14 protein-coding genes and 1 pseudogene are annotated in these 15,162 nt (G+C 59.6%); 9 read left to right on the forward strand and 6 right to left on the reverse strand.

Annotated elements, in window-relative coordinates; genetic code table 11:
• Positions 1-131 precede the first annotated feature (131 nt).
• Positions 132-1,316 (forward strand): CynX/NimT family MFS transporter, encoded by a 1,185-nt coding sequence (locus VHO05_RS02145; protein WP_329644964.1) that lies wholly within the window; start codon positions 132-134, stop codon positions 1,314-1,316.
• 7 nt (positions 1,317-1,323) lie between these two features.
• A pseudogene (locus VHO05_RS02150) lies at positions 1,324-1,482 on the forward strand (D-amino acid dehydrogenase); the annotation flags it as partial.
• Positions 1,483-1,642: 160 nt separating this feature from the next.
• Here the strand turns inward: VHO05_RS02150 and VHO05_RS02155 are convergent.
• Both VHO05_RS02155 and VHO05_RS02160 read right to left on the reverse strand, forming a co-directional pair.
• Positions 1,643-2,191 carry a rhodanese-like domain-containing protein gene (locus VHO05_RS02155; RefSeq protein ID WP_329644965.1) on the reverse strand — a complete coding sequence of 183 codons (549 nt, stop codon included), beginning with the start codon at positions 2,189-2,191 and terminating at the stop codon, positions 1,643-1,645.
• Positions 2,192-2,232: 41 nt separating this feature from the next.
• Positions 2,233-3,246, reverse strand: coding sequence for a YVTN family beta-propeller repeat protein (locus tag VHO05_RS02160; protein ID WP_329644966.1), 1,014 nt, complete (start codon positions 3,244-3,246; stop codon positions 2,233-2,235).
• Between the two features lie 232 nt (positions 3,247-3,478).
• Here VHO05_RS02160 and pedF point away from each other — a divergent pair, with 232 nt between their 5' ends.
• From pedF to VHO05_RS02190, 6 genes are all read left to right on the forward strand, one after another.
• Positions 3,479-3,913 carry a cytochrome c-550 PedF gene (pedF, locus tag VHO05_RS02165; RefSeq protein WP_329644967.1) on the forward strand — a complete coding sequence of 145 codons (435 nt, stop codon included), beginning with the start codon at positions 3,479-3,481 and terminating at the stop codon, positions 3,911-3,913.
• A gap of 13 nt (positions 3,914-3,926) precedes the next feature.
• A complete protein-coding gene (locus tag VHO05_RS02170; RefSeq protein ID WP_329644968.1) occupies positions 3,927-4,772 on the forward strand; it encodes a substrate-binding periplasmic protein in 846 nt (281 codons plus the stop codon).
• 14 nt (positions 4,773-4,786) lie between these two features.
• The gene (locus VHO05_RS02175) at positions 4,787-5,584 is read left to right on the forward strand and encodes a quinoprotein dehydrogenase-associated SoxYZ-like carrier (RefSeq protein WP_329644969.1); all 798 of its coding nucleotides are present in this window, start codon (positions 4,787-4,789) and stop codon (positions 5,582-5,584) included.
• A 37-nt stretch (positions 5,585-5,621) separates the two neighbouring features.
• Entirely contained in the window at positions 5,622-6,563 is a 942-nt protein-coding gene (locus VHO05_RS02180) for a quinoprotein relay system zinc metallohydrolase 1 (RefSeq protein ID WP_329644970.1), read from the forward strand.
• Between the two features lie 185 nt (positions 6,564-6,748).
• Positions 6,749-8,515: a PQQ-dependent methanol/ethanol family dehydrogenase gene (locus VHO05_RS02185; RefSeq protein ID WP_329644971.1), complete on the forward strand. Its 1,767-nt coding sequence runs from the start codon at positions 6,749-6,751 to the stop codon at positions 8,513-8,515.
• A 93-nt stretch (positions 8,516-8,608) separates the two neighbouring features.
• A complete protein-coding gene (locus VHO05_RS02190; RefSeq protein WP_329644972.1) occupies positions 8,609-9,451 on the forward strand; it encodes a DUF1194 domain-containing protein in 843 nt (280 codons plus the stop codon).
• Between the two features lie 75 nt (positions 9,452-9,526).
• On the opposite strand, the gene VHO05_RS02195 is transcribed toward VHO05_RS02190, so the two are convergent.
• Together VHO05_RS02195 and VHO05_RS02200 are read right to left on the reverse strand one after the other, a co-directional pair.
• Positions 9,527-10,285 (reverse strand): SRPBCC domain-containing protein, encoded by a 759-nt coding sequence (locus tag VHO05_RS02195; protein WP_329644973.1) that lies wholly within the window; start codon positions 10,283-10,285, stop codon positions 9,527-9,529.
• On the reverse strand, positions 10,275-10,877 hold the full coding sequence (locus VHO05_RS02200; protein WP_329644974.1) for a helix-turn-helix domain-containing protein: 603 nt from the start codon (positions 10,875-10,877) through the stop codon (positions 10,275-10,277). The genes VHO05_RS02195 and VHO05_RS02200 overlap by 11 nt, the downstream gene beginning before the upstream one ends.
• A gap of 1,061 nt (positions 10,878-11,938) precedes the next feature.
• On the opposite strand from VHO05_RS02200, the gene VHO05_RS02205 reads away from it, so the two are divergent.
• A complete protein-coding gene (locus tag VHO05_RS02205) occupies positions 11,939-12,334 on the forward strand; it encodes a hypothetical protein (RefSeq protein ID WP_329644975.1) in 396 nt (131 codons plus the stop codon).
• A 4-nt stretch (positions 12,335-12,338) separates the two neighbouring features.
• Here the strand turns inward: VHO05_RS02205 and VHO05_RS02210 are convergent, their stop codons facing one another.
• Positions 12,339-14,225: a family 2A encapsulin nanocompartment cargo protein cysteine desulfurase gene (locus VHO05_RS02210; protein WP_329644976.1), complete on the reverse strand. Its 1,887-nt coding sequence runs from the start codon at positions 14,223-14,225 to the stop codon at positions 12,339-12,341.
• Positions 14,212-15,123 (reverse strand): family 2A encapsulin nanocompartment shell protein, encoded by a 912-nt coding sequence (locus tag VHO05_RS02215; RefSeq protein ID WP_329644977.1) that lies wholly within the window; start codon positions 15,121-15,123, stop codon positions 14,212-14,214. The genes VHO05_RS02210 and VHO05_RS02215 overlap by 14 nt, the downstream gene beginning before the upstream one ends.
• Positions 15,124-15,162: the final 39 nt, after the last annotated feature.

The raw sequence follows: 15,162 nt of genomic DNA on the forward strand, positions 1-15,162 counted from the left end.
TTTATTGCTGAGCGGCTTCCTTCGATAAATACTGCACAAACGGTCGGCAACGCGCGAGCTCACCAGCGCATTCGCGGAAGAGTTCAGCGTCACGAAATGTCGATCTTCGAAAAGGCAGAACGGGAGCGAATATGGCTGCAGCCCGGCTAAGCGATGCCAGGGCGGTCCTGGCGATTGCGCTCGTGGCATTGAGCCTTCGTCCAGCTATCGTGTCGGTTGGCAGCGTCCTCACAGCGATCATCGACGAGCTTCATCTAACTTTTACGATGGCTTCGTTGCTAACGGCGCTGCCTCCTCTCTTGATGGGGCTGCTGGCCTTGCCTACCCCAATGCTGGCGAGACGCTTCGGCCGTGATCGGTTGCTGATGGCGTCGCTAAGTCTATTGTGCGTGGCAACAGCCCTACGATCGTTTGCGAGTGGCAGCGTTTTCTTGCTCGTTGCAACGATGGGCGTTGGTGCCGGAATTGCTGTGGTTGGTACACTGATCCCCGGTTTCATCAAGGAGCAATTCTGCGCTCGAGCGTCACCAATCGTCGGACTCTACGCCACTTGCCTGTCCTTGGGAGGTTTGATCGCAGCAGCGACGTCAGGACTAATCTCCGACAAGGCTCAGGGCGACTGGAGGCTTGCTCTTGGCATTTGGAGCGTGACGACAGTAGCGGCGATGATCGGTTGGAACTCTGCTACTAGTTCTCAATTCCGGCAACCAGTCCCGCCCCCACAGCCTCAAATCGCCAAGCTTCCGCTGCGCGACAGAAAAGCTTGGCTTATAGCGACCTATTTTTCTGCAACGAATTTTCTCTTCTTCGGTGCAGTCGCATGGATTTCACCGCTCTTCCAGGAGTTCGGATACTCTCGTGCCGTCGCGGGGCTCGTGCTTTCCAGTTTCATCGCAGGATTTACGATTGCGAACCCGATATTCGGCTTCCTGAGCAGGTCCTCTGATCGTCGCGTTTGGTTGTGTCTGTGCGGTGGACTTAGCATCGTCGGTTTTACGGCGATACCTCTTACGGACACTCTCGTGTCGTCAATTGCCATTCCCATTGGCGCTCTTGGCCTGGGTGGCGCCTTCACACTCTGCATGACGCTGCCCCTCGACAATACTCGCAGCGTTGAGGAAGCGAATGCCTGGACCGCCTTCTCGATGACGATAGGCTATGGCGTTGCGGCAGCCGGGCCCCTCTGCATTGGCGTCCTCCGCGATTGGACAGGCAATTTCACGGCTCCTAGTTGGCTTTTCGTATTCTTCGCAGTTTTGATGCTGATGTTAAGCCCGTTTATGAGGCCAGGGAGCACAGCCGAGCAGCGCCGTTAGGTATGCGATAGGCGGCACGTGTTACAAGAATCTGTTTCTGAACACCGGCCACGGCGCGCTCGGTTGGACCATGGCGTGCGGCTCCGGTCGGATATTGGTCGATCTCGTGATGGGCACAAAGCCAGAGATCGAGACCGCCGACCTCTCCCTGGGTCGCTATAGCTGATCAATCGGATTTAAACGTGAGATAGCAAGCGCTCCATTTTCCAGCGAGCGTTTCTCTTGCGAAGAAAAATCGCCACGATGCGATCAAGATCGCTGAGAAGATCGACATCTGACGGCGGCACTACCATCGGTGATGCCCGGGGGCATCAAGTAGCGCTCGCTCAACCCCCTTCTCTACGTTGTGCGATGACGGGAACCGGCGTGGCGTTTTCGAGCGGACCTTCCCAGTCGCGCCAGTCGTCCGTGCCTCCCGGAAACCAATAGACGTGCGTGTACCCATAGGCGGCTGCCCGCTTCGCCGCGTTCCATCCCATCCAGCAATCAGCAAGACAGTAGATGATGAGTGCCCGGGTGCGATCTCCTTGCGTGAGGCGATCGAGATTCAGTCTGAAATAGGTGTCCATCTCCGGGCTCAGAGTGCCCTTGCCGACATCCGGTAGCCAGCTCGAACCAGGAATGTGCTCTCGACTTTTACTCAGCCGCCACGCGCCGGATTTCGGGTCGAAACCAGCACCTTCCGCCGGCATGGCATCGACAAGCACGGCCTTTTCGTCCCGCATCAAGCGGCGCACGTCGTCGACAGAGATGGTTGTCGCACCTGGGACGGCATCCGGCGTCGGCGCCCGGTAGCGCTCGATACGAAAACCCGTCACGGGATCGAAATGATTCTCATCGCCGGCGAACGCCGCTGTGGCGAACGCTGCATACACGGCCAGCACTGCGAAAGACAGGCCCGACGGCCAACCGCGGCTCAGCGTGTTTCGGTCGATGTTTCACCTGACGTGTGAGTTGGCTGTGGGCGAACCGCGGCCCCCCACGGGTAGCGCCCGACTTTGATGGACTTAATCGCCTTCTTCGACGCCGTGTCAACGACCGTCACATCGTTCGAAACGCCATTGGTCGTGATCAGCAAGTTTTCTTGCGGCGTGAATGCGAGGTGCCAAACGCGCTGTCCGACGAGAATGTAGTTCGTTACTTCGTAAGTTCGCGTATCGACGACCGCAACCCGATTGGCAGGGCCAAGCGCTACATACGCCGTCGCGCCGTCCTGCGTGATGCGGAAACCGACAGGCTGGATCTTGTCGCGCGGAATGCCCGGGATCTCGAACTGGATCGTCGTCTCGACCTTGCGCGTGGCGACGTCGACGACTGTGACCGTGCCGCCGATCTCGGACGAGATCCAGATTTTTGCGCCATCCGGCGTGAACTCGGCGTGGCGCGGACGTGCATCGACCAGAATGTTGTCGACCAGCGTGTTGGTTTTGGTGTCGATCAAGTGAGCCATATTCGTCGTTTCGGACGTGGTCACGACAAGGCTGTCGTCCGGAGAGATGGCCATACCCTCGGGCTCGACACCCACCGGGATCTGCGCGATGACCTGCCGCGCATCAACGTCGACCACGGTCGTTATCGCGTCGTCCTCATTGGCAATGTAGAGGCGCTTGCCGTCGTGCGAGAGCACGAATTGCTCCGGATCCGCGCCGGACGGAAGATCGTGCAAGAGCGTTGCGGTTTTGGCGTCATAGACTTGGACGGCGTTGTCGTCGCTCGCACAGACGTAGAAGCGCTTGTAGTCGCGCGAGAAGGTGATACCGCGCGGGCGCTTTCCGACTTTGATTGTGCGGACGACTTCGAGGGACTTCGAGTCGATCACGCTGACCGTATTGTCCTTCTCGTTTGTGACGTAGACCTCATGGGCCGCGCAAGGCGCGGCGAGTACGAGCAAGGTCGCGCAGATTGCGGCATTCACCGTCGTGCGAAGCATGAAAGGCCTTTCCCGGCACTACCGAAGTGTCGCCGCGCATTCCGCCGAAAGGCTTGTATAGGAGCACGGGAAAGATCGGAAATTCGACCATAGTGTAAAGATGCAAGTTACCTAGGGGAAATTTGTTCGTTCACGGGGAATTACACTAAAGAGCAATTTCCGATTCTTCCCGGCCACGTCATAGGTGGTCAAAACAACCAAAAAACGCTTAGGCGGACCCGGGAGAAACTCAATGCCAATTCGGCTATTTGCGGCGGCGTTTGCCGTCGCGTCGGTACTTTTTGTGTTCACCGTTGTTGAAGTATCAGCGCACGGCGACGTCACGCCCCAACCCGTCGATACGACGGGCCTCGACCCGGTAGGCGAGGATTGGCGCAAGCAAAATCCCTATCGCGAGAACGCGAAAGCGATTGAGATCGGCACATCGGGTTACAACCAGAACTGCGCGCGCTGCCATGGGCTGGAAGCCATTTCCGGCGGTCTCGCCCCGGATCTGCGACTGCTCGACAAGGGCGACGCCGGCGATGAGTGGTTCATGGAACGCATTCGTCACGGCGCAAAGAAACCCGATGGCACGACGATGATGCCGGCCTTCGAGGGGCTGATCAGCCAGGAAGCCATGTGGGCGATCCGGACCTATCTCGAATCCAAGTATACGCCGCAGTGACGAGGGAAGGGTCGTGCGCGCGCTTCTCACCGTCGTGATTGTAGTCATTCTCTGGAGCGCCAGCGGTTCACGGTTATCGGCGCGTCCGCTGGACGAAGTCGTGGCCGCAGGCTCTCTGCGGGTCATTGCTTACCTCGACAATGCCCCGTTTTCCTTCGAAAAGGACGGTGAACCGGCCGGCATTGATGTCGAGATCGCACACGCCATAGCGAAGGAGCTGGGCGTGAAAGCCGAAGTCGTGCTGCGCATGCAGGGCGAAAAGGCGGACGATGATGTCCGCGCGAACGTATGGCGCGGCCCGCTGACCGGCGGCGGTGTCGGCGACATCATGATGAATGTGCCGATGGACCGTGAGTTTGCGTTGCGCAACCCCGAGGCGGTGTTCGGAAATCCTTATTTCCAAGAACGTGTCGTACTCGCCGTCGATCCGGGCGTTGCCGATGCGATCACCTCCTTTGACGATTTCAAGACACGCAAGGTCGGTGTTCAGCTCGCGACCGTCGCCGATTATTTCCTCATGACCTACAAGGATGGCGTCCTGATGGAGAATATTTCCCACCACTTGAAGCCTGCGGAGGGGATCAGGGAGTTTCTCGACAAGGATGTTTCAGCGCTGCTTGGCATCCGATCGGAGATCGAGTCGCTACTCCACGAGGCGAAGGGGCGGGCAAAATTCCTAGATCCCGACATGCCCGGCATTGTACGAAAGAACTGGGTCATCGGCATGGCCTGGAAGGAGAATAGCCGCGATCTCGGGTATGCAATCGAGGCGGCGCTCACTAAGCTTTCGGAGTCGGGCCAACTGGCCCGGTGTTTCGAAAAGTACGGCGTCAGCTACGCTTCGCCCCCATTGAATTGATTCGGGAGCCAACCATGCGCCTGGCTGCTAGCGCACTGCTTCTGCTCTTCTTGACGGGGCCGGCCATTGCCACGCCGCCTCAGGATCCGCTTGGCTCGCCGATGTGGAGCGAAATGGTCGAGCGCGTGCTGAAGAGCGGAGAAGTCGTCTTCGACGACAAGGTCAAAATCACCGTTCCGAGCATCGTTGAAGATCAGGCGCAAGTGCCTGTGACGGCGGACGCCCGCGCGTTGCCCGGTGTCACGAAGCTCGTCGTGTTCGCCGACCTCAACCCTATTCAGCATGTGCTGACTTTGACGCCGGGCAAATCGGCGCCCTATGTCGGTTTCCGCATGAAAGTGGAACAGGGAACACCCGTTCGCGCGGCGGCGCAGACCGCTGATGGCGTCTGGCATGTCGGCAGCGTGTATCTCGACGCTGCGGGCGGGGGATGCTCGGCGCCCGCAATGGCACGCAACGAAGAGTCATGGTCGACGACGCTCGGGCATATCCAGGGGCGCATCTGGCGCGATGTATCGGGATTTGCGCGCACGCGATTTCGCATTCGCCACCCCATGGACACGGGTCTCGCGCGGGACAACACGCCCGCCTATTACATTGAAGCTGTGAAGCTCACGACCACCGCGGGTGCGCCGCTGGCAACACTCGAAATGTTCGAGCCGATGAGCGAAGATCCGACGGTGACCCTAATGGTGCCATTGGCGCCCGGGGAAAGCGCGATAGATCTTGAAGGCCGCGACAGCAACGGCGGACGCTATCGCTCGCAAATTTCTGCGCCCTGGCAAAACAGCGTCGTTACTCCTCGTGGCTGACCGTAATCGCCTACGGGATCTTTCCCGGCGGCAAGCCGTGACAGCGTTCTCCGCGACGTTGGCGTCGTGTTGGCTACCGGCTTTCAATGCGTCGGCCGCCCCCCCTGCTTACACCTTGAAGCCGGAGAAGCTTGCGGACGGCGTCTGGATGATCCCTGGCGCGCAGGAAGCGATCACGCAATCCAATGGCGGCGCGATCGCCAATATCTCGATCCTCGACACCAAAGCTGGCGCGGTGATCGTCGACACAGGCCCATCGCTCCGTTTTGGTACCGCACTTTCCGAACTTGCGACGGAGCTGACCGGCAAGCCCGTGGCGCGGGTTTACGTGACTCATTTTCATCCGGACCACGTATTCGGAAATCAGGCGTTCGACGCCGGCGTTATCGTCACCACGCCCGCTGTGCGGAAGGGCCTTGAGGCCTTGGGCGAAGCGTTTTCCGACTCGATGTATCGATCCGTCGGCGACTGGATGCGCGGCACCGAAGTCAAACTGCCCGGAAAGCTTGTCGAGAGCGACGTCGAGGATTTCGGAGACCGCCGCATCCGTTGCCTGCCCATGCGCGGCCACACTGAATCCGACCTCGTTCTCTTCGACGAGCTTTCAGGCGTGATGATCACGGGAGATCTCGTCTTCGTCGATCGCGCACCGACGACGCCGCATGCCGACCTCGAGCGCTGGCGTATCAGCCTCGCAAATCTGGGGGGGATTCCATGTTCGCGCGTCATTCCGGGTCATGGTCCGTCGGAGACCACCGACCGCGGGATCCGACAGACCCGCGACTGGCTCGAGGCCGTCTACGCGATCATATCCGGCGCTTTCGAACGGGGGCTCGATATTTCCGAGGCTGTCGCTCTCGACCTGCCTGCCTGGACAAAATCGATTGCACTCGCGCGCTACGAGTACGAGCGCACAGTTATGCATCTCTATCCGAAATTAGAGGCCGCAAGATTGCCGCGCGTCGACGGAAAAACCTGAGGGGAAAATTTTCCCGCCACTAATTTGTTTCCACTCCGATTTTCGCGACTTTAGGCGAATAGACTAATTGCCAATTATTCCTGTCTATACCCTGGATTAAGTTCCCGGCCGGCCTGCCTTCCTTGCCCGATTTTCAACGGGGGAAAATTCCGGAAGCGGGTAGGAAACGAACCAAGGGGATTCCCATGATGACCGCAAAATGGCTCGCATCTGCGAGTGCGTCGGTGCTTGCGCTGACGCTGACGCTCACGCCCTCGCTCGCCGACGTTTCAATCGAAGACATCCTGAACGACGCAACGACGACAAACGACGTCGTGACGTCCGGCCTCGGCACGCAGGGGCAGCGCTATAGCCCGCTCAAGGCGATCGACAAAGACAACGTGAGCCAGCTTGCTCCCGTTTGGGCGATGTCGCTCGGCGGCGAGAAGATGCGCGGCCAGCAAGCGCAGCCGCTCGTCAAGGACGGCGTGATGTACGTCACGGGCTCTTACAGCCGCATGTGGGCCGTAGACGTCAAGACGGGACGTGAGCTGTGGCAGTACGATCATCGACTGCCGGAAGGCATTCTGCCTTGCTGCGACGTTGTCAACCGCGGCGCCGCGCTGATCAACGACAAGGTCATCTTCGGCACGCTCGATGCCAAGCTGGTTGCGCTCGACAAGAAGACGGGCAAGGTCGTTTGGAGCAAGGAAATCGACGACTATAAGGGCGGCTACTCCTACACGGCCGCACCTCTGATCGTTCCTTCGAAGGCCCACGGCCCGATCATTGTCACCGGCGTATCGGGCGGCGAATTCGGCGTCGTCGGTCGCGTTGAAGCGCGCAAGGTCGACAACGGCGATCTGGTCTGGTCGCGTCCGACCATCGAAGGACACGTCGGCAGCCTCAACGGCAAGCCGTCGACCATGACCGGCAAGAAGGGCGAGACCTGGCCGGGCGATCTCTGGAAGACGGGCGGCGGCGCAACCTGGTTGGGCGGCACGTTCGATCCCGAGACCAACCTGATTTTCGTAGGCGCTGGCAACCCCGCGCCCTGGAACAGCCACATGCGTCCGGGCGACAACAAGTGGTCGTGCGCGCGCATCGCGATCGATCCGGAGACCGGCGACATCAAGTGGGGCTACCAGACGACGCCGAATGATGGCTGGGACTTCGACGGTGTGAACGAGGTCGTTTCGTTCGATCTCAATGGCACCAAGGCGGTCGCAACTGCTGACCGCAACGGTTTCTTCTATGTTCTCGGCCGCGAGGACGGCAAGTTCATCTCGGCGACGCCGTTCGTCGAGAAGATCACCTGGGCCAAGGAAATCGGCAAGGATGGCCGTCCGGTGTACAACCCGGACAACCGCCCTGGCGATCCGAAGGACTCGAAGGACGGCAAAAAGGGACAGTCCGTCTTCGCCATACCGAGCTTCCTCGGCGGCAAGAACCAGCAGCCGATGGCCTACAGTCCGGACACCAAGCTCTTCTACGTTCCTGCCAACGAGTGGGGCATGGACATCCACAACGAGCCGGTGACGTACAAGAAGGGTGCGGCTTATCTCGGTGCGGGCTTCACCATCAAGCCGGTCTTCGACGACCACATCGGTGCTCTCAAGGCCGTCGATCCGGCCACCGGCAAGATCGTCTGGACCTACAAAAACAAGGCGCCGCTCTGGGGCGGCGTGCTGACGACCGGTTCGAACCTTGTGTTTTTTGGAACGCCCGAGGGTGAACTCAAAGCGCTTGACGCGACGGACGGCAAGGAGCTCTGGAGCTTCAACACCGGATCAGGCGTCGTTGCTCCTCCGATCACCTGGGAGCAGGACGGCGAGCAGTTCGTCTCGGTTCTTTCGGGCTGGGGCGGCGCTGTTCCTCTCTGGGGTGGCGAAGTTGCCAAGACGGTTGCGAACCTGAACCAGGGCGGCATGCTCTGGACGTTCAAGTTGCCGAAGAAATTGGCTAGCAACTAAAAGCCAGCATCGCATCCTCCACGGACTTGGGCGGTCCATGTGACCGCCCTTTTTTCGTGGCGATGAACTGACAGCACGCATTTGCATAGGCCTATGCATAGACCATTTCAGACCTTCGTACTTGCGTTCGCCTGCCTGAGTTTCCTTGCGCTTTCCAGCAAGGCCGACGTACCGGTCGAAGTCGACACTGCGCTCGTCGTGGCCGTCGACATTTCCGATTCCGTCAACAACGACCGCTACCAGCTTCAAATGGAGGGTATCGCGCGCGCGCTCGAGGATCCTGAGGTCATAAGAGCGATCATGAGCGGCCCACGCGGCGGCATCGGCTTTGCGATGGTTGAGTGGGCCGATATCTCCGAACTGACGATCCCCTGGCGAGTCATTCGAACCAGCGAAGAGGCGCTTGAGACCGCAGCGATTGTACGCCGGCTCATGCAGAGGGCGGGTGAATACACCTGCGTGTCGCGAATGCTGTCCTTTGTCCGCGAGCGCGTCGTGAGCGGGCTGCCCCTCTCGGCAACCCGGGTCGTGCTTGATGTATCAGGCGATGGCATCGACAACTGCCGCGATCCTGCCGATACGCTTCGGGAGCGCGATGCCCTCGTGCGCAGCGGCGTGCAGATCAACGGCCTTCCGATCATCGTCGCGGGGGAAAACGATACGGTAGGTGCTAGCGCCTACAGGGCACCAGGATTCGGACTCGGACCCTTGAACATCGGCCCCGGAACTCAACAGACGACTCTCGACGCCTGGTATACGGATCATCTCATTGGCGGCCCTGCCGGCTTTGTCATCCGCGCCAACGGATTCGAAGACTTCGGCCGTGCGTTCCGTCTCAAGTTCGTGACCGAGATAAGTGAAGCGAGCGACACCAACCCGCGCTGTCCCATTTGCGCTTTGACTGCCGGCTTTGGCAAAGCCGCGTTGGCGCAATAAAGTCTGACTTGTCGGTCGGCCGGACATGGTCCAGGAAGCGCCCTTGTGCGAATGCCATCGGCTCGCCCCCTTCCTTCAGCCACAGGCTTGAGTTTCGAGGGTCAAGTGTTTCGACCACCAGTCCCTCCATAATTGGAACTCTCGTTCGGTCTCTGCTGTCTCAGTTCCGTAGATGCTGACGCTTAGCGAGCCACCGGCAGGAGCATCCGACGCTGCGGGACGCGCAACACCCACGATGAGCTGGTCCACGGGCGTCTGAATCCGTATTCCCATTTGATAGGTCGACCAGTGCAGGCTTGGAGAGCTGCTCCTTTCAGGGATCGCCGTGTCGTCAATAACGCCAAGGTGGCTCAGTCGGCTAGCAAGCAAGCCGAGGAACCCATCCTTTGCGGGAGACTTGAGATCCCCCGATAGATGAAGGATCTGGCGAACAGCACCAGCGTAGTTCTCCATCATGTGCTTGAGTTGGTGAGTGAAGGAAATCCAGCCCTCAGTCATCTCTTCATAGATATCAGACCAATCATCGTCCCTGATGTCGCTGCGCACGACGCGTACGATTGTTCCTCCGTCTGTGGAATGCAGCTCAAACCGATCATTGGTGCCAATGAAATGGATCGTGCTCCTGTCGCGATCCGAGGCGGCGCTTTGGATGAAAATTGCATCTATTTCTGCTTCCGCATTCGGACCACCCCATCCGAACCACTGGGCGACCAGATGGGGTTCGCGGAGCGCCTGCCAAACGGTATCAATCGGAGCAGATATGGTGACTTCTACAAGTACCCGTTCTTCCGAACCGCGAGCGTTCTTCTCGCCCGCATTGTTCTTAGTTGACATTGTCGTTCTCCGATTTTGATACCGTAGGGCGCCCTCCGATCAGAACACGATATTTTCGCCCGCCGCGGGACGGTCGGTACTTCAAAACCATTGCGTGCAGGGTTTCCGCTAGCTCGGCGACGAACAGCTCCATGTCCTTCGGGCGCGCGAAGGCGACATCGGTCTCGATCGCGAATGTTAGAAGACGCGTGCCTTGATCTGCGGCCGCGGCCTTCATTCTGGATACTTCACGAACCAAATTCGCCGCCGCGTCGATCAGATGAGCGGACGCATAGCGATCCTGCTTTTCGATGGAAGTCCGTTCACTACCGCCGAGAATATGCGGATCAACGACGAAAGACGGCGCGGATACGAGATAGAGCTTTTCCTTAAATCCGCGCTTTTGTTTTTCACCCGCCTCCCTAATGAGGCCAGCCTTCTGGAGACACTTGAGGTGATACCCGATCTTTTGGCGTGGCAATGACAGTTCCCGCGCGAGCTGCCCTGCCGAGTTTGGCTTCTTGAGTAGATCAAGGATGCTCCGCCGTAGCGGGGTCAGCGCCACCCGTGCCTGGTCGATACTATCAAGTAGCTTCAGCTCTGAGGGTTGCATGGTGGAAGCACGTAGAATGGACAAATATTTTTGTCAATTTGATTTTTGGCCTGGTCCGCTAAAAGTGACTGAGCAAATCCGGCTACTTCCTCCGTGATTTATGGCCGCCGTTTGCCGGTCCGACGTTGTCGTCGAAATTGCACGCTGACTAGCGATGAGACCGGGTTTGAGAGCGGCTTGGACAAGGTCTGAGCATCATCGTCGTGCGCGGTCGGCGCGCAGAGCAACATTGCGGACTGGATTGCTGTTCTCAAGACGCCAGCCCCAGACCTCCGCGAGGTTGAACATCTTCGAAAGCTGGCCAAGCGTCCTATTGGTGGCGCCCGGCCCACCTCTAACATCGAGCCCGCCTCTGCCGCCTTCGCGCCTGCGCTTGGTACGCTTCGATGTAATGCCATCGCGGGCTTGTTGTGCTGACGCGAATGCTCGTCGACGAAGCGTTCTCACAGCTCTTCGATCGTCCGACCAATTAGCGACCACTTTGGTAGGAAATATGACGAATTCAAGATGTATGCTGAGCAATCTGATATTGGTAAAAACAAAGACTTACGCAATGCTGCGTAACCCCACGAAATGGCCTGGATCACCTCAAAATCCTGAGACGGCGACGTCGTGTGGATTTGACTCCCACCGTCCGCATCAATCCGTCGACGACGGTCAATCTGCCTAAAGGCTGACGACGCCATCGTTGCCGCACATCGAGCGGTGGACTACAGTTCTGATTGTTAGAACTGACTTTGATGCGGTGATCGGGAAGCCGGCCGCAGTTAGTGTTTTGCGGCCTGTGAAGCGCCCACGATCGTCTCTAATTTTTTGCATCGATCTTTCACCCACGAAGCCGGCACTCGAATGCGTTGCGTTGATTTGGAGGCCGAGATGAGAAGATATTTCACGACTATTGGTGGATTGGCTGCGCTTGTTGTGATTGGCGTCTGCATGGCGTCGCCTGCTCAATCTGCGCCCATATCCTCTGCTGCATGTCAGTCCATTGCTGGGGCTGGTCAGTCCGTCGTGACCGAGGTTCGTTGCAGGCGTGTTTGTAACCGGCGCTGCTGGGGCCCATGGTGGGATCGGCGTTGCGGCGTGCGCTGCTTCCGGCGCTGCTGGTGATCAAAGGCGACTATGACGTCGAGGTGGCTGGCATCGTTGCCAGCCATCAGGTTCCCAACAGTGTGGCCGTCAGCGCAAGTGTGACGGGGATGATCGCGATCCACGCCCGGCGAGCGAACCGGTGGCTGTGTCGATGCGTGACAGAGGAGGACAAACATGAGGACGGGTTCTGGTCCGAGGGCGTAGTCGGCCTCGCGATTGGTGCCGAAAGTGATCCAGGAGATAAGGATCATTCGGGCAAAAGCACTCGACGTGAAATCCGTCGCCGCATTGAAATTTTGACTGGTTTGAAAGACGAGCGGCGGCCCGCAAATATGGGACCGCCGCTGTTTCCGCGCTCGCAATAGAGCGTCAGAGATACGATTGGCCGCTCTGGCGCTGGATGTCCCGCAACGCCGAGACGAGCAGATCGATCTCACCGCAGGTGTTGTAGAACGCGAACGAAGGACGCACTGTCGTTTCCTGCCCGAACCGCCGCAGGATGGGCTGCGCGCAGTGATGTCCCGAGCGCACTGCGATGCCATACTTGTTGAGACGCGCGCCCACTTCCTCGCTCGGCACGCCCTTGAGAACGAGGGAGATGACTCCCGCCTTCTCGGGTGACGTGCCGATGATAGTGAGGCCTGGCACTTCCGAGAGCAGCTTGTTCGTCGCGTAGACGATCAGGCCGTGCTCGTAGCGCGCGATGTTCTCGAGGCCGATCCGCTCGACATAGTCGATGGCCGCGCCGAGTCCCACAGCATCGGCGATGTTGCCGGTACCGGCCTCGAAGCGATTTGGCGCCTTGTGAAAGAGGCTCCGCTCCAGCGTCACGTCCTGGATCATGTTGCCGCCGGTCTGATAGGGCGGGAGGCTGTCGAGCAGCTCCTTCTTGCCCCACAGAACGCCGATGCCGGTCGGTCCGAACAGCTTGTGCCCGGAGAACACGAAGAAGTCCGCGCCGAGTGCCTGCACGTCCACCTTCATGTGCGAGACCGACTGAGCGCCATCGACGAGCACGCGCGCGCCGACACGCTTCGCCATCTCGACCATGTGCTGGGCGGGCGTGACGGTGCCGAGGGCGTTCGAGACTTGTGTGAAGGAGACCAGCTTCGTCCTGCCGTTGAGGAGCTTGTTGTACTCCTCGAGCAGAACGACGCCACGATCGTCAACTGGCGCCACCCGCAGTTTGGCGCCCTTGGCAAGTGCGAGCTGCTGCCAAGGGACAATGTTGGCGTGGTGCTCGAGATGCGTGATGACAATCTCGTCGCCTTCGCCCACATGCTGCAAGCCGAATGTCGCAGCCACTAGGTTGATGGACTCAGTCGTCCCGCGCGTGAACACGATCTCGTCGGTCGAAGGCGCATTGATGAAGCGGGCGATCTTCTGCCGCGCTCCCTCGTAGGCATCTGTCGACCGCGCCGCGAGCTCATGCGCTGCACGGTGGATGTTCGAGTTCTCGTGCGAGTAGAAGTGCGTCAGGCGATCGATCACGGCCTTCGGCTTTTGTGTCGTGGCAGCATTGTCGAGCCACACCAGCGGGCGACCGTTGACGTGTTCGGAGAGGATCGGAAAATCGCGCCGGATCGCATTTACGTCGAAGGGCGGATGAGCGGACGCGAACTCCGAATGGATGCCGGGAGCCGAAGCGCCCGGCACGCCGATGCCCGAAGGGCCTGACGCGATGTCCTTCAGAAAATAGAAGGGTGTGCCGCCTGGAGGTTGCGGATCGGAAGCACGCGTCTCACCGGCAATCCCGCCGAGCAACGCCTTGAGTTCGGCGTCGTAGGGCAAGGGCACCGGCGATGGCTGAGCAGTCGTTCCCGCTGAAGGCGGTGTTGAAAGCGGAATGTCCGGCACAAGCTCCATCCTGTGCGCGGGCTCCTGTTTCGGGCCGGGCACGAAGCCGTCGAACAACGCCTTGAGATCCGCTTCATACGGTAGCGGGATCTCAAAGGCGCCGAATGCTGTGCCAGCCGAGGGCGGTGTGCCGCCGAGCGGGATATCTGGAACCAGAACCTGATCGTGCGCGGCCGGCGCATGAAATGCTGCCGGCAAGAAGCCCACCCCGGCGAGCGGCGTTCCCGGCGTGGCCGAGAACAGCTCGTTCGCGAGTCGCGCGAGCGACGCCTCGTCCGGAACGCCATAGGCCGGAGCCAGTCCTTGCGGACTGAGCCCGGCCCCGCCGAGCGACGGGTTTGCCCTCGCCGGATTCGGCAGTGGGATCAGGCCCGGATTGGGGTGTTCACTTGTACTCATGGTACTTGCCCACCTCGACACCCTCGAGCACGCCGAGCGCATCATCCGTCAAAACGGCAAGTGAACAGTAGAGCGAGACCAGGTAGGAGGCGATCGCCTTGTGGTTGATGCCCATGAAGCGAACCGAGAGGCCCTTGCTCTGCTCGCCGGGGAGACCCGGTTGATAGAGGCCCACGACGCCCTGTTTGGATTCACCGGTGCGGATCAGAAGAATGTTCGACTTGCCGCCCTTCACTTCGAGCTTGTCCGAAGGAATGAGCGGGATACCGCGCCAGGTGAGGAACGGCGAACCGAACAGGTTGACCGTCGGCGGCGGCACGCCGCGGCGCGTGCACTCACGGCCGAACGCGGCGATCGCCAGCGGATGGGCAAGAAAGAACGCAGGCTCCTTCCAGACGCGTGAGATCAGCTCGTCGAGGTCATCCGGCGTTGGCGCGCCGGTACGCGTCTTGATCTTCTGCGCGGACGCCGCACTCGCAAGGAGGCCATACTCCTTGTTGTTGATGAGCTCGCTCTCCTGCCGCTCCTTGATGATCTCGATCGTAAGGCGCAGCTGCTCTTTGATCTGGTTGTGCGGCACCGAGTAGAGGTCGGACACACGCGTGTGAATATCGAGCACCGTGTTGACCGCCGACAGCATGTATTCGCGCGGGGTGTCGATGTAGTCGACGAAGGTGTTCGGCAGCGCGCGCTCGTCGCGCAGCGAGCAGGCGACTTCGACACTGTCCTCATCCTTTACGCGGTTCACGCGGTAGATGCCCGCTTCGACCGGCACCCAGTTCAGGAAATGCACGAGCCACCGCGGAGTGATGCTCGACATCTGCGGCACGGTTTTCGTCGCGTTGGCTAATTGCCTTGCCGCGACATCGCCGAGTGCTGTTTGTTCTTCCTCTGCCATATTTTCCTCAGTTTCCGCTATATTGGAGAATATTATACC

The sequence above is a fragment of the Hyphomicrobium sp. genome (assembly GCF_036262015.1).
Taxonomy (GTDB): Bacteria; Pseudomonadota; Alphaproteobacteria; order Rhizobiales; family Hyphomicrobiaceae; genus Hyphomicrobium_C.